This is a genomic window from Cellvibrio sp. ATLC23 (genome assembly GCF_057196725.1).
In genome coordinates this window covers 23,395-43,273 of the sequence record NZ_JBXUOS010000013.1, presented here as the reverse complement: position 1 = coordinate 43,273, position 19,879 = coordinate 23,395, and the positions used below count along the sequence as shown (strand labels likewise).

The 19,879-nt window shown below is 48.0% G+C and carries 13 protein-coding genes; 6 read left to right on the top strand and 7 right to left on the bottom strand.

The features are described 5' to 3' along the window. Positions 1 to 17: 17 nt before the first annotated feature. Positions 18 to 4,961, bottom strand: a complete 4,944-nt coding sequence (locus AC2CG4_RS17660; RefSeq protein WP_484487529.1) for an NAD-glutamate dehydrogenase — start codon at positions 4,959 to 4,961, stop codon at positions 18 to 20. 203 nt (positions 4,962 to 5,164) lie between these two features. On the opposite strand from AC2CG4_RS17660, the gene AC2CG4_RS17655 reads away from it, so the two are divergent. Genes AC2CG4_RS17655 through AC2CG4_RS17630 form a run of 6 tightly spaced genes read left to right on the top strand, consistent with a single transcriptional unit; the run spans position 5,165 to position 12,529 of the window. Further along, positions 5,165 to 6,124 (top strand): AAA family ATPase, encoded by a 960-nt coding sequence (locus tag AC2CG4_RS17655; protein ID WP_484487528.1) that lies wholly within the window; start codon positions 5,165 to 5,167, stop codon positions 6,122 to 6,124. Positions 6,125 to 6,139: 15 nt separating this feature from the next. Then, a complete protein-coding gene (locus tag AC2CG4_RS17650; protein ID WP_484487527.1) occupies positions 6,140 to 7,108 on the top strand; it encodes a DUF58 domain-containing protein in 969 nt (322 codons plus the stop codon). A gap of 40 nt (positions 7,109 to 7,148) precedes the next feature. Next, positions 7,149 to 7,751: a DUF4381 domain-containing protein gene (locus AC2CG4_RS17645; protein WP_484487526.1), complete on the top strand. Its 603-nt coding sequence runs from the start codon at positions 7,149 to 7,151 to the stop codon at positions 7,749 to 7,751. Beyond that, the gene (locus AC2CG4_RS17640) at positions 7,744 to 8,778 is read left to right on the top strand and encodes a vWA domain-containing protein (RefSeq protein ID WP_484487525.1); all 1,035 of its coding nucleotides are present in this window, start codon (positions 7,744 to 7,746) and stop codon (positions 8,776 to 8,778) included. Before AC2CG4_RS17645 ends, AC2CG4_RS17640 begins: the two co-directional genes overlap by 8 nt. Then, the gene (locus tag AC2CG4_RS17635; protein WP_484487524.1) at positions 8,778 to 10,739 is read left to right on the top strand and encodes a vWA domain-containing protein; all 1,962 of its coding nucleotides are present in this window, start codon (positions 8,778 to 8,780) and stop codon (positions 10,737 to 10,739) included. The genes AC2CG4_RS17640 and AC2CG4_RS17635 overlap by 1 nt, the downstream gene beginning before the upstream one ends. A gap of 47 nt (positions 10,740 to 10,786) precedes the next feature. Further along, the gene (locus tag AC2CG4_RS17630; protein ID WP_484487523.1) at positions 10,787 to 12,529 is read left to right on the top strand and encodes a BatD family protein; all 1,743 of its coding nucleotides are present in this window, start codon (positions 10,787 to 10,789) and stop codon (positions 12,527 to 12,529) included. A 136-nt stretch (positions 12,530 to 12,665) separates the two neighbouring features. Here AC2CG4_RS17630 and AC2CG4_RS17625 read toward each other — a convergent pair whose 3' ends face one another. The 6 genes from AC2CG4_RS17625 to AC2CG4_RS17600 form a co-directional block, all read right to left on the bottom strand. Continuing rightward, positions 12,666 to 13,469 carry a nitrate- and nitrite sensing domain-containing protein gene (locus AC2CG4_RS17625; protein WP_062067726.1) on the bottom strand — a complete coding sequence of 268 codons (804 nt, stop codon included), beginning with the start codon at positions 13,467 to 13,469 and terminating at the stop codon, positions 12,666 to 12,668. Between the two features lie 4 nt (positions 13,470 to 13,473). Further along, a complete protein-coding gene (locus tag AC2CG4_RS17620) occupies positions 13,474 to 14,607 on the bottom strand; it encodes a methyl-accepting chemotaxis protein (RefSeq protein WP_484487522.1) in 1,134 nt (377 codons plus the stop codon). A gap of 268 nt (positions 14,608 to 14,875) precedes the next feature. Further along, the gene (pepN, locus tag AC2CG4_RS17615) at positions 14,876 to 17,575 is read right to left on the bottom strand and encodes an aminopeptidase N (protein WP_484487521.1); all 2,700 of its coding nucleotides are present in this window, start codon (positions 17,573 to 17,575) and stop codon (positions 14,876 to 14,878) included. A gap of 17 nt (positions 17,576 to 17,592) precedes the next feature. Continuing rightward, positions 17,593 to 17,865: a YeaC family protein gene (locus tag AC2CG4_RS17610; protein WP_484487520.1), complete on the bottom strand. Its 273-nt coding sequence runs from the start codon at positions 17,863 to 17,865 to the stop codon at positions 17,593 to 17,595. A 98-nt stretch (positions 17,866 to 17,963) separates the two neighbouring features. Further along, positions 17,964 to 18,806 (bottom strand): rhomboid family intramembrane serine protease, encoded by an 843-nt coding sequence (locus AC2CG4_RS17605; RefSeq protein ID WP_484487519.1) that lies wholly within the window; start codon positions 18,804 to 18,806, stop codon positions 17,964 to 17,966. Between the two features lie 64 nt (positions 18,807 to 18,870). After that, positions 18,871 to 19,878 carry a metallophosphoesterase gene (locus tag AC2CG4_RS17600; protein ID WP_484487518.1) on the bottom strand — a complete coding sequence of 336 codons (1,008 nt, stop codon included), beginning with the start codon at positions 19,876 to 19,878 and terminating at the stop codon, positions 18,871 to 18,873. Position 19,879: the final 1 nt, after the last annotated feature.

The following is a 19,879-nucleotide window of genomic DNA, read 5'->3' as shown; positions in this document are numbered from 1 at the left end:
ATATTCTCTAGAAAGATTTATTCAGCTGCAGGACAAAAGTCCAAACTTTCACAATGTTGGCTGGCCTGCGCCAAATCGAGCAAATCGCGCAACGCAACCGCCACCATCGCAAAATCAGTACCATTTACTGCCTGCAATTCATTCACCATGGACTTCCAGCGGGCGATTAACAAGCGATGTTGATTGCTCCAACGCTGGATTAATTGTTCCAAGGGTAGTTGATCATCGTAAAAACGCATGAGCGATATACTCAAACTGCGCAGCTGTGATTCCAAATCGCCCAGATAAGTCTCGCGCGCCATAGCTTGCCAGAAATTATCGACCGGCAAATTGGAAATTTGCGCCGAGAACCAAGGCAAACTTAAATAATTGCCCAAGGCAAAATACATTTTTGCAAGCTGGCCTATATCCTGATTCGCAATACGTGCCGCCTCCACCACACTTAAGCCGGAATACAAATCTGCCGGGTGCGCAACACAGCTAATCAGATTGTCGGACAAGCCAAAAGCGCGCAATTTTTGAGCGGACTCCTGCCATTCCGTCAAGGCATCACCCACTAACAATTCCGGCAATTGCGCATTGATAGTTTGCATTCCTGTAGCAAACAACTCAACTTCACTCGCGGGCAGTAAATAGCTGCGGCGATTGCGCAAAAACCAGCGCGCTGCGCGCCGAATTTTACGCATCATCATGTTAATTAATTGAAGCTGGCGCTCCGCTGGAACCTTAGTGCCCGCGCCATCCAGCGCGGCTAAAAACTCCGGCATCGCATAAATATCCCGCGCGATAATATACGCCTTAGCCACATCACCTACACTGGCCCCCGTAGACTCCATCAAGCGCTGCGCAAAACTAATGCCCATGGTATTGACCATATCATTGGCAATTTGAGTGGCAACTATCTCGCGGCGCAGGCGATGATTGCGCAACGCGAGCGGAAACAATTGCGCAATTTTATGTGGAAATGCGGTTTCGATAAATTTCGCCAGATATTCATCATCGACAATATTTGTCGCGGCCAAATCTTCTTTTAGCACCGCCTTGGCATAGGAGATTAAAATCGATAATTCCGGGCGGGTGAGTGACTTACCGTGAGTTTGGCGCTCCAGCAACTGCTCATCGGTAGGCAAAAATTCCAATTTGCGATCCAATCGACCGGCAGATTGCAGTGCATTCATAAAGCGCCGATATTCCGCACTGCGCTGCAATGCTTCTGACTGCGCGATACTGATAGCCTGTGTCTGCCGCGTATTATTGTGCAGCACTAATTGCGCGACATTATCGGTCATATCCACCAACAACTGATTGCGCTGCTTTTGGGTAAGATCGCCGTTAGCGACAATTTCATTTAGTAAAATTTTGATATTCACTTCATGGTCGGAGCAATCCACACCACCGGCATTATCGATAAAATCAGTGTTACACGCGCCGCCATGCAAACAATATTCAATGCGCCCGCGCTGGGTCATGCCCAAATTACCGCCCTCACCAAATACTTTACAGCGCAGCTCGTCACCATTTACCCGCAGACCATCGTTAGCTTTATCGCCTGCGTCCGCATGGGTTTCCGTACTGGCTTTTACATAGGTGCCAATACCACCATTCCAAATCAAATCTACCGGCGATTTTAATAACGCATTAATTAATTCCATGGGCGTGAGGCTAGCCGCATCCAGCGCAAAACGCGTGCGCATTTGCGCAGAAATCGGAATGGATTTTGCGCTGCGATTAAACACACCACCACCTTCGCTGATTAAACTTTTGTCGTAATCATCCCAAGTGGTTTTGGGAGTAGTAAATAGTCTTTGTCGCTCAGCAAAACTGCGCGCCGCGTCAGGGTTGGGATCGATAAAAATATGCTGGTGATTAAAGGCAGCGACCAGCAATATGGATTGCGATAACAACATGCCATTGCCAAATACATCGCCGGCCATATCGCCAATGCCTAACACCGTCACCGGTTCATTTTGCACATCAATATTTTTTTCACGGAAGTGGCGCTGCACGGAGATCCATGCGCCGCGCGCGGTAATACCCATACCTTTATGGTCGTAACCCTGGCTGCCGCCTGATGCAAAGGCATCGCCCAACCAATGATTGTATTCAGTGGAAATCGCATTGGCTATATCGGAAAAACTCGCCGTGCCTTTATCGGCCGCGACCACCAAATAGGGATCATCTTCGTCGTAGCGCACAACATTTTTAGGCGCGCAAATACTGCCGTCGATAAGGTTATCGGTTAAATCCAATAGCCCGCGAATAAACCATTGGTAGCAGGCAATACCCTCTTGCATTTGCTGTTCACGGCTGGCATTTGCGGGCATTTTTTTGCAGACAAAACCGCCCTTGGCACCACTGGGTACGATCACCGCATTTTTGACTTGTTGCGCTTTTACCAAACCCAATACTTCGGTGCGATAATCTTGCAACCGATCAGACCAGCGCAAGCCTCCCCGCGCCACTTTGCTGGTGCGCAAGTGCAAACCTTCCATGCGCGGTGAGTAAACAAAAATTTCATAGAGCGGACGCGGTGCCGGAATATCCTGCAATTTACGTGGTGAAAACTTGAATGAAAGATACGGTTTGTTATTGCCCTGCGCATCCAGTTGGTAAAAATTGGTGCGCAGGGTGTTATCAATTAAGGCGAGAAAACGGCGAATAATGCGGTCGTCATTTAGATTTTGTACCGCGTCTAATTGCGCAAGAATATCTGCATGCAGCATATTTCTGCGCTCTGGAGTATTTTCACTCACCAATTCCGGATCAAATTTTAGGGTAAAAAAATCCACCAACTTATGCGTAATCGCCGCCTGATTAACAAGCGCGGAAGCCATATAGCTGGCACTAAACGGAAATAAAGTTTGGTGCATATAGCCGGAATAGGCGCGTAACATGACAGCTTCGCGCCAATCCAAGCCCGCCGTGGTAATCAACGCATTAAACGCGTCACTATCAGCCAAACCGTGCCAAATAGCGGCAAAGGCATTGGTGAAATTTTCTTTGAGTGAAGGCAAGTCGATAATGCTGGAGAATTGATGCGCAAGTTTAAAATCGTGCAACCAAAACAGTGTTCCAGTGCTGGTTTGAATATCGTAAGTGCTTTCACTGACGACACGAAAACCCAAATTCTCCAGCACCGGAATCACATCGGATAAAGCTAAGGTTTTATCGCGCAGATAAATTTTAAACTGCACAAACGCGCCCGGTTCTCCCAATTGCGAATGGTACAGTCGCATGGCGATATTTTTTGCTGCAGAACCGGCATCGTCCGTCTGCATACTCTGAGTTAATTCGTGAATCGATTGAATATCCTGCACCGCTGTGGGCGCATCATATTCCTCTTGATACGCCGCCGAAAATGCATCGCGATACTCGCGCAATAAGCGCGCACTCGCTTCTTCACCATGGGTTTCTAGTAGCGCCGTGTGCAAATAGTCTTCCCATGAGCGGGTAATGTTGACAATACCCGCCTGTAAGGTAGCCACATCGACTTGCACAGGTGTCGAGCTATTGACTTTAAATACTAAATAAACTCGCGCGAGGATTGATTCAGAAAAGTACGTGGTAAATTCACTTTCGTGTGAATCAATAGCATTACCAATCAATTCCTGAATGGCCAGCCGAACCTTGGTACTAAAATAATCCCGCGGCACATACACCAGAAAATTCATAAACTTGCCAAACGGATCATTCCGCATAAATAAACGCACCATCGAGCGCTCATTGATTTGCGCAATACCCATCAGCGTATCGTAAAGTTCAGTGCCGCTACTTAAAAAAAGTTCATTGCGCGGAAAAGTTTCCAACAACTGACGAAAGTTTTTTCCATAATGGCTGCTGGGCTCGAGCCCGGTGCGCTCAAACACTTTGGCCACTTTTGTGGAGATAAGCGGAATCTCGGTGGGGCTCATCAGATAGACAATGGAGGTGTACAACCCGAGAAAACGCACCTCGCCAATCACCTCGCCCTTCGGATTAAAGCGTTTGACGATCACATAGTCGGAATAGGCATTGCGATGTACCCGCGCCCGCGCTGAGGATTTAGAGAAGGTAATCACTTGTGGCACTAGATGAAAGCGCGCCATGCCTTCATTAAAGTCATCCACCGGCAACTCTGTGGACGCATTCTGGGAGTCATCGCGCAAGCGAAACAAGCCGAGGCGTTGCGCTGGAATTTCACACAAGGTTTTTTTGCCGTTTATCTCTTTAAATTCATATTCTGCATAGCCCAGAAATGTAAATTTATCTTCCGTTAACCACTGCACAAAGGCTTTGGATTGCTGAACATTTGCAGCGGCCACTGCATCGCTAGCGAAATTGAGGTTTTGCTCTGTCGCCAATGCGGCAGCACGCATAGGGTGATAATCTTTCACCACAAATTCAACTTCCGCCAAAATGCGGTGCAAACTCTGGGAGATATCGTCTAATACGGTTTGATCGGTATGGGCGCTGATTTCCATCACAATCAGGGCTTCTTTGCTTTGCTCGCCAGCAATTTGCTGCACCGTCTGCCCGTTCTCCCCTTCAATTAATTCCACCAGCCGATGACTGCCATCACGCACCACACTGAGCACAGTGCTTTTAATGGTGTAGATGGCGATATTGCGCCGATTTAATTCGATACGAATCGAATCCACCAGAAACGGCATATCTTTTTGCACCACCACCAGTGCAGTGTGAGGGCACACCCAACCATCTTCGATGAGGTTGGGGTTAAACAAGCGTATCTTAGGCTGCTGCCGATCATAGCCCTGAATAAATTGCCACCATTGATAGAGACTGCCAAACACATCGCTCAGGCGCCGCCCGACCAATTCCTCCAATGGATAATGGCTAAAAAATTTTTTCGCCAGCCGCTGCAGTGACGCAAGCTCAGCGCCATTCAATTTGGATGCGGCGTAATGATTAAATTCTTCTAGAAATTCAACCAGCTTGCGCTGGCTAACCAAAGGGCTGTTCACAGTCTGAACTCCTGTCAAAAGTGAGGCGGGTTTCTCTAAGCCTAGCTGAAAAAATCGTGTAAACAGTTGAAATTGCAGGGAACCGTCACAAACTTGGGCAGTCTATCGAGCACTTTTGCCGTGCTGTGCTGCCCGTTTGCGGCTTGCCAGCGTTGAATCAACCCACAATTGCTAACTACAACAGCGAAAAGGTATTCATCTCCATGCAGGCTTTTCAACAAATCCAATCTCTCAGCACCTGGCTAAACGACCAAATCATCGGCCAGGAACATTTGACTCAACGCCTCTTAATCGCCCTGCTGGCCGATGGCCATTTACTGGTGGAAGGCGCGCCGGGTCTGGCTAAAACCAAAGCCATTAAAACCTTGTCGCAGGCAATAGAAGGCAACTTTCATCGCATTCAGTTCACTCCAGATTTATTGCCGTCCGATGTAACTGGAACCGATATCTACCGTCCCGAGCAAAATCGCTTTGAGTTTCAGCCAGGCCCCATCTTCCACAACTTGGTATTGGCGGACGAAATCAACCGCGCTCCGGCGAAAGTGCAATCGGCACTGCTGGAAGCCATGGCCGAGCGTCAGGTGAGTGTGGGCAGCAAGACTTATCCCCTGCCTGGCTTGTTTATGGTGATGGCGACCCAAAACCCCATCGAGCAAGAAGGTACCTACCCGCTGCCCGAAGCCCAGCTCGACCGCTTTTTGCTACATGTAGTAGTGGATTACCCGAGTATTGAAGCGGAGCGCCGCATCTTAAAACTAGCGCGCAATGAAGCAGCATCAGTCGCTGCCGAACAACCGGAAATGATTACTCAGGCCACTATCGATGCTGCGCGCAATCAAATTCTGGCGATCTACATGGCGGAAAGTGTGGAGGACTACATAGTCCACCTGATCAATGCCACTCGCCGCCCAGCGCAATATTCCGAAGAGTTGGCCGGATTGATCGAATACGGCGCCAGCCCCCGTGCAACTATCGCGCTGGATCGCTGCGCCCGCGCCCACGCCTGGTTAAATGGCCGCGATTTTGTCAGCCCCGACGATGTACAAGCCGTGGCTCACGATGTATTGCGCCATCGTTTGATTTTAAGTTTTGAAGCAGAAGCCACCGGCACCACACCAAACCATGCGATAGATAAATTGTTGGCCGCTGTGCCTTTGAGCTAAGTGGAACACAATGCTATGAGCAATTTGCTGCAAGACCTGAATCCGCGTGGTGCCTACACGGAACTCGCGGCATTATTGCGCTGCCGTTTTGCCGCGCAGGATTTAAAACTCTTTGCCCATCAACCGGCGCGCAGTTTGTTGTCGGGTGGTGAGCGCACCCGCTTTCGCGGACGCGGAATGGATTTTGAAGAGGTGCGACTGTATCAACCGGGCGATGACATCCGCTCGATCGATTGGCGAGTTACTGCGCGCACCCAAGTTGCTCACACCAAAATTTTTCGCGAAGAGCGCGAGCGCCCGGTATTTATGTTGGTAGATCAGCGCTCGCCATTATTTTTTGGCAGCACACGCTGTTTTAAATCGGTACTCGCCGCACACATTGCCGCATTGCTCGGCTGGGCCGCACTCGCCAATGGCGACCGTTTAGGCGCGTTGGTGTTTGGCGACTACAATCAGCGCGATGTTCGCCCGCGCCGCAGTAAACATGCGGTGTTGGAATTATTGCATCAGCTGCAAGATTACAATCACCGCTTAACTTCACCAATCACACCTGCACCCGCACTATCGCCTTCAGGTCAGCCACAAAAAGCTAATTCATTGCACGATATGTTGAGCGATGCCCGTCGTATCGCCAAACCCGGTTGCGCGCTGTTTATCATCAGTGACTTTCACGATTTGGATAAAAATGCTGAGCAGCAATTATTTGAATTAGCGCGGCATACCGATGTGACCTTGGTACACGTATACGATCAACTCGAACGGCAATTGATTAGCAACTCGTCGCTAACTATCAGCAACGGCCGCGAGCGGTTGCAATTAGCCGCAAATGAAAAAGCCTTTCAGCAAGCCTATACCCAGCAATTTGATCTGCAGTTGGATTTGCTGACTAACATTTGCAAACGTTTGCGTATCCCTCTGCTGAGTTATGCCACCCATGACGATATTCAAGACGGTTTGCGCAAGGCTTTTGGCCGAAAAAAATAATCCTACTTAATACGATTGACATTCTATGCAAGCACCTTCTATGCAAGCACCTTCGATACAATCTCCACCAATACAATCACCGGCGCTGCAAACTCCGGCATCGCCACTGGATCAGCTGGCCGATATCCATTTACCTGATGGTGTAAGTTGGTGGCCACTTGCACCCGGCTGGTGGGCACTGCTCGCACTTGTCTTTATTGCACTGATTGGATTTTTTATCTGGCGCCATCGCAAAACACAAAATGCATATCGCGATATAGCACAACACCAGCTCGATGGCATTTATGCAGATTATCAAAAAACCCAAAATGCAGCCGCCTATTTACAAGCACTGAGCCTGCTGCTGCGCCGCACTGCACTTACCGCTTACCCGCACAGTTTTAACGCCAGCATTAAAGGTAAAGAATGGCTGCAATGGTTGGATCAGGTTTGCCCTGCACTGCAGGAAAAGTTTTCAAGTGAGTTAGGTGAGAATTTGTTAACCAGCGCTTATCAAAAAAATCCCAACATCGATGTAAGCGGACTGCAGCAACTCAGTTCGCAGTGGATTCGTTTGCATCGCAATCATCGCCAGAAACTTTCTATATCAAAAAAAGCCACGGCAAAAAAAACCACCAACGCAACGGAGGCCAATCATGTTTGAAATGCAATGGCCATGGTTGTTATGGCTCGCACCGCTGCCTTTATTAATGGGTATTATTGCGCCCAAAAAACGTATTGAGGCCGCACTGCGAGTGCCTTTTTACCAACACGCCAGCCAACTGGAACAACAAAATCGTTTAAGTATTGGCAAACGCCCAGCGAAATTATTATCACTTTGGGCAATCTGGCTCTGCTGTTTATTAGCGGCAACAAATCCACAGTGGGTTGGCGAACCTACCAGCATGCCATCCAGTGGCCGCGATTTATTAATGGCGGTGGATATTTCCGGCAGTATGGAACAGACCGACATGTCTGCTAACGGCCGCCGTATTACCCGCTTGATGGCGGTTAAAAAAGTCATCGGGGATTTTGTTATACGCCGCACTGCGGATCGCTTGGGATTAATTTTGTTTGGTGCCCAAGCCTATCTACAAGCGCCACTGACTTATGATCGCAAAACCGTTGATCAATTATTACAAGAAGCCCAAATTGGCTTTGCCGGACGCGAAACCGCCATAGGCGATGCCATCGGCCTCGCGGTAAAACGTTTGCGCGACAGACCCAATGCCAGCCGTGTATTAGTGGTGCTTACCGACGGTGCCAATACCGCCGGCGTACTCACACCCGACAAAGCCACCGAGCTGGCACAAAAAGCCGGAATAAAAATTTACACCATCGCCTTTGGTGCAGAGTCTATGGAAGTGCCAGGTATTTTTGGCTCGCGCACAGTGAACCCTTCTGCTGATCTCGATGAAGGCACCATGATGGCAATTGCTGAAAAAACTGGCGGACAATATTTCCGCGCGCGCAATCTTGAAGAGTTAGACAACATCCATCGCGAGTTGGATCGCCTTGAACCAATCGAAATGGAAGCCGAAACCTTTCGCCCGGTACAAACATTATTTTACTGGCCTTTAGCCTTGGCGTTTTTGCTTAGCTTTCTCCTTGCTCTTGCACACATCTGGCAAGGCCGCGCGATTCGCTCAACTGCTGCAATCAAAACCACAACCAGCGCGGAGGTAAAATAATGACAACGTTTGATCTATTTATCAGTCAATTTCATTTTCTGCGCCCTTGGTGGTTGCTCACACTCGCGCCTGTTATTGTTGTCGCGCTGTTGCTTTGGTATCAAAAACACACGGCGCGCTCATGGCAACAAATAGTGGCGCCGGAACTATTGCACTATTTGCTCGATGGCCAAACCACTCGCATTCGCCCTTGGCAACTGATCGCGCTTTTATTTGCTTGGATTATCAGTTGCATTGCACTCGCCGGCCCCAGTTGGGAAAAACGTCCGGTTGCCGTTGAGCAAAATCAACAGGCATTAGTGTTGCTACTTGATCTATCGCCGTCGATGATGAGTGAAGATGTAAAACCATCGCGCTTGGTGCGTGCACGGTTAAAAATCGCTGATCTTTTGCGCCTGCGCAAAGACGGCCAAACAGCATTATTAGTTTATGCCGGTGATGTACATGTGGTAACACCGCTCACCGATGATACCGAAACCATCAACAATATTATTCCCGCGCTGCATCCCAACATCATGCCAGCGCAAGGTAGCAATACTGAAGCTGCAGTCGCTCGCGGCATTGAATTACTAAAAAATGCGGCTATCACCCAAGGCGATTTATTGCTGATAACCGATGGCATCGACAAAACTGCGCAAGCCAATATCACCGATATTATGTCGCGCGAAAGCCAATATCGTTTATCCATTCTCGGTGTGGGTGGCACTGCTCCTACACCTATCCCCAGCGAAAAAGGTGGCTTTGTGCGCGACAAAAATCGCAACATAGTTACCACTCAACTCAACGCCAATGAATTGCAAAATCTCGCCAACGAAAACCGTGGCCGCTACCGCTCACTGGCAAATACCAGCAGTGATATTGATTATTTAATGGATCTACCCACACCGAAAAAAGAAGAAACGCAACGCGTGGAGCGCGAATTCGACAGTTGGTACGACCGCGGTCACTGGTTAGTCTTATTGCTCTTGCCGATTATTCTCTACTGTTTCCGCCGTGGCGTCCTGCTCAGCCTTTTGCTTGTTCCCTTAATTGGTCTCACTCCAAGTAAAAGTTATGCGTTTGGCTGGGATGATTTATGGAAAAACAAAAATCAACAGGCCTACGAAAAATTGCAGCAGGAACAAGCCGCTGCAGCAGCAGAGCAATTTGATCAACCTGACTGGAAAGCCAGCGCCCACTATCGCGCTGGCAACTATGAAAAGGCCGCTAAAAACTTTGCCAAGTCCGATACAGCGGATGCGCACTACAATCGCGGCAACGCGCTTGCCAAGGCCACTAAATTACCGGACGCAATCAAGGCCTATGACCAAGCTTTAGAGCGCGCTGCAGATCATACTGAAGCGAAGAAAAACCGCGCCTTGGTTGAAGAACTGTTGAAACAACAGCAACAAAATCAAGAACAAAATAAAGATCAGGATCAACAAGACAAACAAGATCAAGATAAACAAAATCAGGATCAGCAGGATCAGGAAAAACAAGATCAGCAAAATAGCGATCAACAGAACAAGCAACAGAAAGACAAAAACAACGAACAGCAAGATCAACAAAATCAGCAAGAGTCAGAAAACCAACAAGACTCCCAACAACAAAAAGATCAGCAACAAAAGAATCAACAAGAGCAGCAAGAACAACAGGAAAAGTCTGAGCAAGAACAATCAGATCAGGAACAATCTGAACAAGAAAAGTCAGAAGAAGAAAAAGCCGCCGAAGCAGCACAGCGCGAGCAAGAGGAACAACAAGCTGCAGAGGAAAAACAGCAGCAAATGCAAGCTGGCGAGCCCAAAGATGACGACCTAACCGACGAGGAGCGTCAGGCAATGGAGCAATGGCTGCGCCGTATACCGGATGATCCGGGTGGATTATTGCGCAACAAGTTTAACTACGAACACTACAAGCGTAGGCAGGAAATTATGAATGGCGACTGGGAACCCGCCGAAAATGGTGCTGAAAACCGCTGGTAAAACAACAGCCCATGGCTCTGAATAGTTATTTGCAACGGAAATAGACAATGAAACAATCTTTAATGAATGTACAAAAATACCTCAGCCACTGTGTCGGTTTTTTATTAATGATTAGCGGGCTCAATGTTTACGCGGGCAATCTGACCGCCAGTGTGGATCGCGATGTATTAGGACTGGAGGAAACCTTTACCCTCGTATTACGCTATGACGAGCAAATCAATACAACACCGGATTACGAACTGCTGCGCAAAGACTTTGATATTTTAAATACCCAAAGCGGTACACAAATGAGCATTATCAATGGCAGCATGGAAGCATCTACCGAATGGAGAATTGCGCTGGCACCAAAACGTATCGGAAAATTATTAATTCCCTCTTTCACCATTGACGGCGCCATCAGCGATGCGATTGAGATGACCATTGAAGGGAAAAGTAAATCGCCAAAAAATACCGACAACAATGTCACCGTAGAGGTTGAAACCAGCAAAGACAGCAGTTACGTACAAGAGCAAATCATTGTTACCCTACGCCTCTACACTACCGTAGGCCTTAACGGCGTGGAGCTACAACCACTGCAAGTAAAAGATGCACTGGTCGTCAACATAGATGAAAAACAATACCAAACCAAAATCAATGGCCGCCCGGGTGCGGTAGTAGAAACCCGCTACGCCGTGTTTCCCCAGCAAAGTGGCGAGCTTATTATTCCCAGCATGTTGTATCAGGTTTCTGTCAACTCTGGTCAACGGGATGTGTGGGATCGTTTTTACGGCAACAGCCAGAATAATATTTTGCGTTTACGCACTGATGAACAGCGCATCAACGTATTACCCGCACCGGCCAGTGCAAATTCAGGTGAATGGTTGCCTGCCCTCAATGTGAGTTTGAGTGAACACTGGAGCAACAGTATCGATTCATTAAAAGTAGGCGAACCAGTTACTCGCAGCATCACCATTAAAGCAGATGGATTAACTGCCGGACAAATTAGTCCACTGCAATTAGCGCCTATTGATGGCCTGACTTTTTATAATGATCAAGCGCAAACTGACGACCAAAAATCTACCAATGGCGTTGAAGGTTCGCGCATTGAAACTATTGCGATAGTGCCCACCAAAGCAGGTCATTTCACCTTGCCAGAAGTCAAAGTGAATTGGTGGGATACCAAAACCAATAGCTTTCGCACCGCTAGCCTACCCGCCGTCTCCCTTACGGTTGGGCTTGGCGACATGAGCCAGCTTTCGGTGCCAGCAGCTCCAGCTCAGACAGAAGCGTCCACTAGCGTAGATCTCAATACTGATTTAAGCAGCATTCCACCGCAGCAAACCCTAGTGCAGGAAAAAACACCGCTCTGGCTGTACATTAGCAATGTATTAACACTGATTGTGGCAGCATTTTTTGCGCTGCGTTTCTGGCAGAACAAACGCGAGCTTGCCGCCATTTACACAACGGATAAGCATGAACAAAATGAGTTGAATCAAAATGAAAATAGCGCATGGAATAAGGTAAAACGCGCACTTACCGAACAGCAGCCCGGTGAATTACGCAAAGCATTAATAACCTGGGGTCAGGCCTATTGGACGAGCGAATCCATCACCAGCTTGCAGGCCATTGCAGAACACGCACAAAATCCAGCGCTAACTGAGGAGCTGCGCAAATTGGATGAGGCCATATTCAGCGCAAACAATGCGAAACCCAATACCGAAACCCTGCTGCTACTATTGGCCAACCTGCGCAAACAGAAACACAAAAAAACGGCCGATAACACCAAGTTGCGGCCGCTCTATAAAAATTAATTCAGTTTATTGTTAAACGGTCGTGTATTCCAAAGGTCACTCCCGCTCGCGGGAGTCCAGCTTTTAATGCTGTTCAAAACCAATGGCGCCCCGCAAACAGGATGACGAAAGTGCTCATCCTGAAGTCGCTCAAAAATCAGTTTCGATAATACTGCAACCGATCAATCTGGCGATCAAACTGATTGAGCACATGTTCAATACACTGGGTCGCCAAGGTAAAATAATCGCTCGGCTGAATAGTTGGATGATCAACAATTAATTGCGTTTCTATACAGCGCAAAAGCTTTTGAATCTCTGCCCGCGAACTATCTGGCCATGATGCATCAATACTGGATGCAATTTTATTGCGCAAATGATTAAGCTGGATACGCAACACGCTGGAACACTCACCTTTTGCTGCGACACCTGTACCCAACGCGCGCGCCTGCCCAATATATTCCGCAATCGATAATAAGTAGCGCCAATCTGTATCCATTGCATCGCCAGTAATTTTGGAAAGGTGATGCACATCCGCCACATCATCAATTAAATACAGCAAATTAGCGATCAGGATATTATGTTGCTTAAAGTTTTTTTCGGCATCGCCCTGCATGTAAGTAACACCTAGGCGTGTCCAGTGATCAACTAAACTGGACCACTTCACATTGCCACGAATCCAGTCGCCGGCCTGATCTAATTCACTCATGACCCGTTTAATTTTCATGGCCATTTTCTCTATATCCGGCTTAGCACCCAAATTGCCATTAATAAAACCTGTCGTTAACCCACGGTGCTGTTGCACATAGGTTAATAGACTACGCAATAGTTTTATGTACTCAATACCTTGGGTAAACAACAGAGTTGCATAACGCTTTTTACGGGTTAACGAAACTATTAAAAAAACTAAAAAACCTACCGGAAAAGCGAACAAAATAATCATTAGCGATACAGGAGTTTCCATAGTACTACTCCGATTGATGAGTCAATCTATGCAAGTGGTCGGCAATTTCAGCAGCTTGTCCAGCGCGATAACTATTTTGATTCGCCAGATCCGCTACCGTTTCTATATGTTTTGAAATCTCACGCGCGGCTACACTTTGTTGCGTGGCAGCAACTGAAATTTCATCGATTAATCCAAAAACATCATCAGTTGTTGTTAAAATTGACTTTAAAGATTCATCTGCACTGAATACACCTTGCAATGATTTATCGGTTTTTTCTACAACGTTTTTCATGCTCACCAACACTTGCTGCATGCTCTCTTGTACACGCGCAATATTGGTTGCAATTTCACTGGCAGAACCTTGGCTTCGCACCGCCAGTGCCCGCACTTCATCGGCGACTACAGCAAATCCACGCCCATGTTCACCTGCCCGGGCCGCCTCAATTGCCGCATTTAATGCCAGTAAATTTGTTTGCCCGGCAATATCACTGATCACCTGCGACATTGCGGTCACGTTTTGCATTAACACACCCAATTGGCTGACGCGCTCCTCCGTTTCTCGCGCAAGGTTTGCCACTGCGTTAACTTCATTACTGGCTCCCGCCAATGCAGTGCCACCACTTTTACTAAAGTCACAAGCTTTGGTTGCCGCATTGCGTGCCGAAGCGATTCGGCTGCTGATATCGTCGATGCTGTGGCTAATCTCCGTAATCGCCGCCGCGCTGGATGCTGTAGCACTTGATTGATAAGCCGCACTTTTTGAAACGTCTTTTGCATTGCTCGCCAACTCAGCGGACGAGTGCCCTATCTCCTTCACTGCATCTTTATATTCTGCGTTACGTCGCTGCCGCGACTTAAACACATCGATAAATGTGTCGTGTAAACCATTAAGTGGCCCAGCAACTAATTGATTCCAATCAACCACCTCACTCTTATCAACAGCAAGCAAATAACGCTGAACTCCCTCAATATCTTTACTGACACCACCCACAATTCCGAGAATCAAAATCACCACCAACAACATGGGCAGCAACAACCACAAACTGCTGCTGGTAAAAATAATAGCCCCTGCCACCAATAACAAATTGCCGAAAATAGCGGCCAATAATACCCAGGATTTAACCGATGCAACCGCCTGTCCCAAAAAACGCACCATTACGCAACCTCCAGCCAGGCCTTACCCAACAGAGCGGAATAAAAACTGGCACGCATTTAGTGCAAAGAAATTATCCGCCGCCGCCAATGCAACAAAAAGACGCACAACCTCTTGCGATTTTTTACTTGCGGTCAACATCCACGGTATTACCTTCAACATTCATGCCAGCGGGAATTGTCATGCTGCCATTAAGTGCGCAATAAAAAAGGCAGGAACCGTTTATGGTGCCTGCCTTGATAAAACAGTAGGAATGGGACTGAGCGTTTGGTTACGCCAAGCTTTTACTCACCACTTCGAATACATCTTTAGAGAGTGCTGGCTCGGCCATAATTCGCTCCAACTCCGCTTTCATTAAGCCTTGCCGCTCAGGGCTGTACTTTTTCCATTTGGTCAGTGGCGTTAACAAGCGCGAAGCGATCTGAGGATTTTGCGTGTTTAGCACGATGATTTGATCGGCTAAAAATCTATAACCCGCGCCAGCATCGGCATGGAAGTTAATCGCATTGCCATTGCAAAAGCTGGCGATCAGCGCGCGAATTTTATTGGGATTTTTGCCATCGTAAGCTGGATGTTGTTGCAAGGATTTTACTTTGGCGAGCGTATTGGGCAATGCACAACTGGCTTGCACCATTAGCCATTGATTAACGACTAATGATTCCCCTTGCCAACGCTGATAAAAATCAGCCAGTGCAGACTCAGCTAAGCTTTGCGCAAGCGGTGCATCAGCATTCACTAATTGTGTCAACGCGGCCATCACATCGGTCATGTTGTTGGCGGTGCGATACTGCTGCTCACAGGCGCGAATTAATTCATCTTCACCCAGCAACATCAAATAACCCAGTGCAACATTTTTTAAACTGCGCGCGGCAATCGCATCTGCCGTTGCAGCGTAAGCTTGTGTGTGGTCATAGACACTGTAAATTTCCATAAACTCGGTGCGCAGTTCACGCGCGAGAATTTTACGAATCGCGCTGCGACTGTGGTGAATAGCTTCAACATCAACCACCTCAGCCAATTCGCTGATATAAGCTTCTGTGGGCAGGCTGAGCATATAAGCCACCATGGTCTTATCGAGACTGTCGTCTTGCAATACGCTGCGATAGGCGGCAATTAAATCTGCATCAAGCTGTAACGCCGCAAGATCTTCACCGCGCTGATAAATACTCATTGCGGAGTAGATCGCCTGCAAGCCCAACTGCTGGCTCGCCTCCCAGCGATTAAAGCCATCACTGTCGCGGCTCATTAATACAATTAAATCGGCGCGACTGTAGCCGTACTGTAATTTCACCGGCGCCGAAAAACCGCGCAGCAAACTCGGCACGGGTTTTTCTTGCACGCGCTGGAATACAAAGGTTTGTTCGGCAGCGGTTAACTCTAAAACCTGGTGGGTGTTATCACCGGTTTCAAAATCCGGCTCTGCATCTTTTAAATACAGCGGCAAATCCCCTGCACTACCTAACAAACCTACTGCAATTGGAATATGGAACGGCAGTTTGGTTTGACACTCAGGTGTTGGCGGGCAGGATTGTTTAATGGTCAGCGAATACTCTTGTGCATTCTCATCGTAATGATCGGTGACCTGTAAACGCGGGGTACCGGCTTGCGAATACCAGCGTTTAAATTGCGTGAGATCGCGCCCCGAGGCATCTGCCAAAGCAGCCACAAAATCTTCGGTGGTCACTGCTTGGCCATCGTGCCGCTCAAAATACAAATCGGTACCTTTGCGGAAATTTTCTTTACCGAGCAAGGTCGCCAGCATACGAATAATTTCTGCACCTTTTTCGTAAATCGTCATGGTGTAGAAATTGGAAATTTCGATATAGGACTCCGGGCGAATTGGGTGCGCCATGGGGCCGGCATCTTCCGCAAACTGCAAGGTGCGCAGCAAGCTCACATCCTCAACACGTTTGACCGTGCGCGAGCCAAGATCCGCTGAAAACTCCGAGTCGCGGTAAACGGTAAAACCTTCCTTCAAACTCAACTGAAACCAATCGCGACAGGTCACGCGGTTGCCGCTCCAGTTGTGAAAATATTCGTGCGCAACTACGCCTTCAACACGCTGAAAACCGGCATCGGTGGTGGTTTCCGGTTTTGCCAGTACACAGGAGGTATTAAATATATTGAGCCCTTTATTTTCCATTGCACCCATATTGAAATCATCCACCGCAACGATCATAAAAATATTCAGATCGTATTCGCGGCCATAGACTTCTTCATCCCAGCGCATGGAATTTTTAAGCGAGGTCATGGCATGGTCACATTTGTCCAAATCTTTTGGTTCGACAAATATTTTTAATGCCACCTCGCGCCCGGAGCAGGTGGTAAAACTGTCTTCAATGTGTGCAAGATCCCCCGCCACCAAGGCAAATAAGTAGGCAGGTTTTTTGAAAGGATCGTGCCAAGTGGCAAAGTGGCGATCATTATCTGCCTCACCTTGATCGATCAAATTACCGTTGGAGAGAAGCACCGGGTATTTTTTATCGGCAACCACTGTGGTGGTGAATTCGCTCATCACATCGGGGCGATCGAGATAATAGGTAATCTTGCGGAAGCCTTCAGCCTCGCACTGGGTACAATACATAGTGCGCGAGCGATACAAACCTTCCAGCGAGGTGTTTGCTTCGGGTTTAATTTTAGTAATGGTCAGCAATTTGAATTCTGCGGGCGTATTAAAAATAGTGATATTTTCTTCGCCAAACTCGTAGTCATCGGCCGACAGGATTTTTTCATCCAGTGCGATTGATATCAGCTCCAAATCTGCGCCGTGCAGGGTCAGTTGGGTAGCCGGAGTTTGCGCCGCAGGGTTGCGATACAAATGCAGCATCGCACTAACAATAGTTTCACCTTCATAGATTTCAAAACGCAGGTCTGTCGTTTTAATCAGGTAACCGGGAACCTGATAATCTTTTAAATAAATCGTTTTTGGTTGCAGATCGTTTGCCGGTAGTGATTGCTCAACAGCTGTCATAATGAAATCCTTAAAGTTTATTCAACCCACTTGATTGGTTTGTCTTGTGGCTCATGATCGTGGTCATGATCATCATCGCCACAATAGGTATGAGGTTCCGGCGGGATATAACCGGTGTGTTGCTCCGGTGGCAGATTCTTGTGTTCATAGGCGATCACCGCCTGCATGCAGAGTTGGCGCTGTTCGGAGGATAACCGATTGCCATCCGGCCATTTACCCAATTCAACTGCACGTTTTAAATTTTGATAAATTTCCGGCGTGAGGCTGGAAAGTAATTGTTGTAAATCCATAAATTTCTCACTCAACTCTTTAAATCAATTCTTTCAATTAATTATTTGACTCAAATCTTTAAGCCAATCATCTAGTTCAATCAGCAGAAGGTTTGCTACTAACGTCGATACCAATGTTTGGTCGCGAATGCATAAATACCACCAGCAATTAATCCCCCCAAATGCGCGGCATTCGCGACAGAACCGGCAATAAAATAATCTACCGCGCCGGTCATACATAAGACTAAAAAGAACAGCATAAATCCAATTAAAGCCGGTGGTACCGCCACCAGCGGGTGCGGAGCCAAGCGCTGTCGCACCGCAATAAAACCCACCAATGCATAGACCACACCCGACATGCCGCCAAACATTGCACTGCCGCTCCACAGGTACTGCGCAATATTCGAGGCGACCGCAGTGATCACAAAAAATAATAGAAAATGCCAGCGCCCGAGAAACAACTCTAAACGTCGGCCTAAATCCCACATCCATAAACTGTTAAACAGCACATGTAAAATGCCAAAGTGCAAAAAAGCGGGCGTGAGCAAACGCCAAATTTCACCGCGTGCTAATGACTCGGCCAGGGGAAGAAAATGCGTGTCGTTATAATCCTGAAAGCTGAAATGGCTGGCCAGTGGTGTACCGATCACTAAGGCACCCAAGCCGCTGAGAATAATCAGCATCAGCACCACCGGCACATGCAGCGCCTGCTCGACTAATGTGGGTTCGCGAGACTCTGCGGATGTATCAGCACTAACCGCAGACTGTAAATCGACTTGTCCATCCACATACTGACCAAGAAAGTCTTGCAGCGCGGGAATAACAGCTGCATCCACTACTGCCAGACATTGCTGACCGTTTTCTTCGCTAATACGATGCTCCAATCCGCGCTCGCGCAAATAACGGCTAAGCGCGCTTAAATCCTGATCGAGCGGAAAATATTTTACGGCAATCCAGTTCAATGTAGGTTCCGGTATAAAAATGAATAATTACAGTTACGGAGGTGAATACGCTGAAGTCAACGACTCAGGGATCAACGTAGACCCATACAAATTTATCTGGCTGTAATTGTGCCTCACCATCCATGCGATACGCCACCAAACGGCCATATTTAACCGCACTGTAATCGAGGCAGGCGAGATTGGGCGCAAGTGGCCGCGGCTGACCTTTGAGCCAGTAGTGGCCGACAAACAGCGGCGGCTGGGATTGATCGTAATGAACCATTTGTGCGCGATGTTCGGGGGAGATTTCTGCTTTGGCGATGTATTCCGGTATAGGATCCGGCTGAAACAATAATTGACCGTAGGTTTGCGCTGCATGCCCCCAAAATTTAGTGCGAAACGCGCGGCGCACATAGCCGTCGGACGACACCATGGTTTCGCCATCCGGTAAGGGTAAATCAATCCCGCCGGTAAGCCGCTGTTTAGTAATCGCTTCCAAACTGCCTTTTTGTGCCGATCGATAAATAAATTGCCAATCGATATGACCGTCGCCATAGTGGGCGCGATGCTGATTAATCAATTGCTGATCCCAACAGGCGTGTACCGCGCGAAAAACTTGTTGGGTAACCGGGTGCTGAATTTCCAAAAACAGCGGCAACTCGACAAACCAGCGTAAAAAAGCCTGCCACTCTTGGGAATACTTTGCAAACTGCTCCAGGGTTTCGCTGATTTGGCGAATATTGGCGGGCGTGTGCGGGCGCAAATATTCGCCTGGAGTGGTTGCGGGAGTGGAATAAGCAACAGCATTGAATTCATGGTTGCCTAAAATCATTAATGCACTACCCTGCTCCACCATATCACGCACTAAATGTAACGCTTCTCGAACACGCGGACCGCGATCGACAATATCGCCCAAGAAAATAGCCTGGCGATCGAGATGCCGATAAACACCAGACACTTTTTGATAGCCAAGCTGTTGTAACAAGCGCTCCAACGACTGCGCACAGCCATGCACATCGCCAATTAAATCATAACCCCTCGCCTCACCTATAACGGGTGAGTAGTGCGAGTGATGTGGCGGCGCATCAGACATA

Coding starts and splice junctions, on each gene's coding strand:
- AC2CG4_RS17610 (WP_484487520.1), bottom strand. CDS start 17,865: ATGGATTTACAACAATTACTTTCCAGCCTCACGCCGGAAATTTATCAA.
- AC2CG4_RS17620 (WP_484487522.1), bottom strand. CDS start 14,607: ATGGTGCGTTTTTTGGGACAGGCGGTTGCATCGGTTAAATCCTGGGTA.
- AC2CG4_RS17650 (WP_484487527.1), top strand. CDS start 6,140: ATGAGCAATTTGCTGCAAGACCTGAATCCGCGTGGTGCCTACACGGAA.
- AC2CG4_RS17600 (WP_484487518.1), bottom strand. CDS start 19,878: ATGTCTGATGCGCCGCCACATCACTCGCACTACTCACCCGTTATAGGT.
- AC2CG4_RS17640 (WP_484487525.1), top strand. CDS start 7,744: ATGTTTGAAATGCAATGGCCATGGTTGTTATGGCTCGCACCGCTGCCT.
- pepN (WP_484487521.1), bottom strand. CDS start 17,575: ATGACAGCTGTTGAGCAATCACTACCGGCAAACGATCTGCAACCAAAA.
- AC2CG4_RS17630 (WP_484487523.1), top strand. CDS start 10,787: ATGAAACAATCTTTAATGAATGTACAAAAATACCTCAGCCACTGTGTC.
- AC2CG4_RS17645 (WP_484487526.1), top strand. CDS start 7,149: ATGCAAGCACCTTCGATACAATCTCCACCAATACAATCACCGGCGCTG.
- AC2CG4_RS17625 (WP_062067726.1), bottom strand. CDS start 13,469: ATGGAAACTCCTGTATCGCTAATGATTATTTTGTTCGCTTTTCCGGTA.
- AC2CG4_RS17655 (WP_484487528.1), top strand. CDS start 5,165: ATGCAGGCTTTTCAACAAATCCAATCTCTCAGCACCTGGCTAAACGAC.
- AC2CG4_RS17635 (WP_484487524.1), top strand. CDS start 8,778: ATGACAACGTTTGATCTATTTATCAGTCAATTTCATTTTCTGCGCCCT.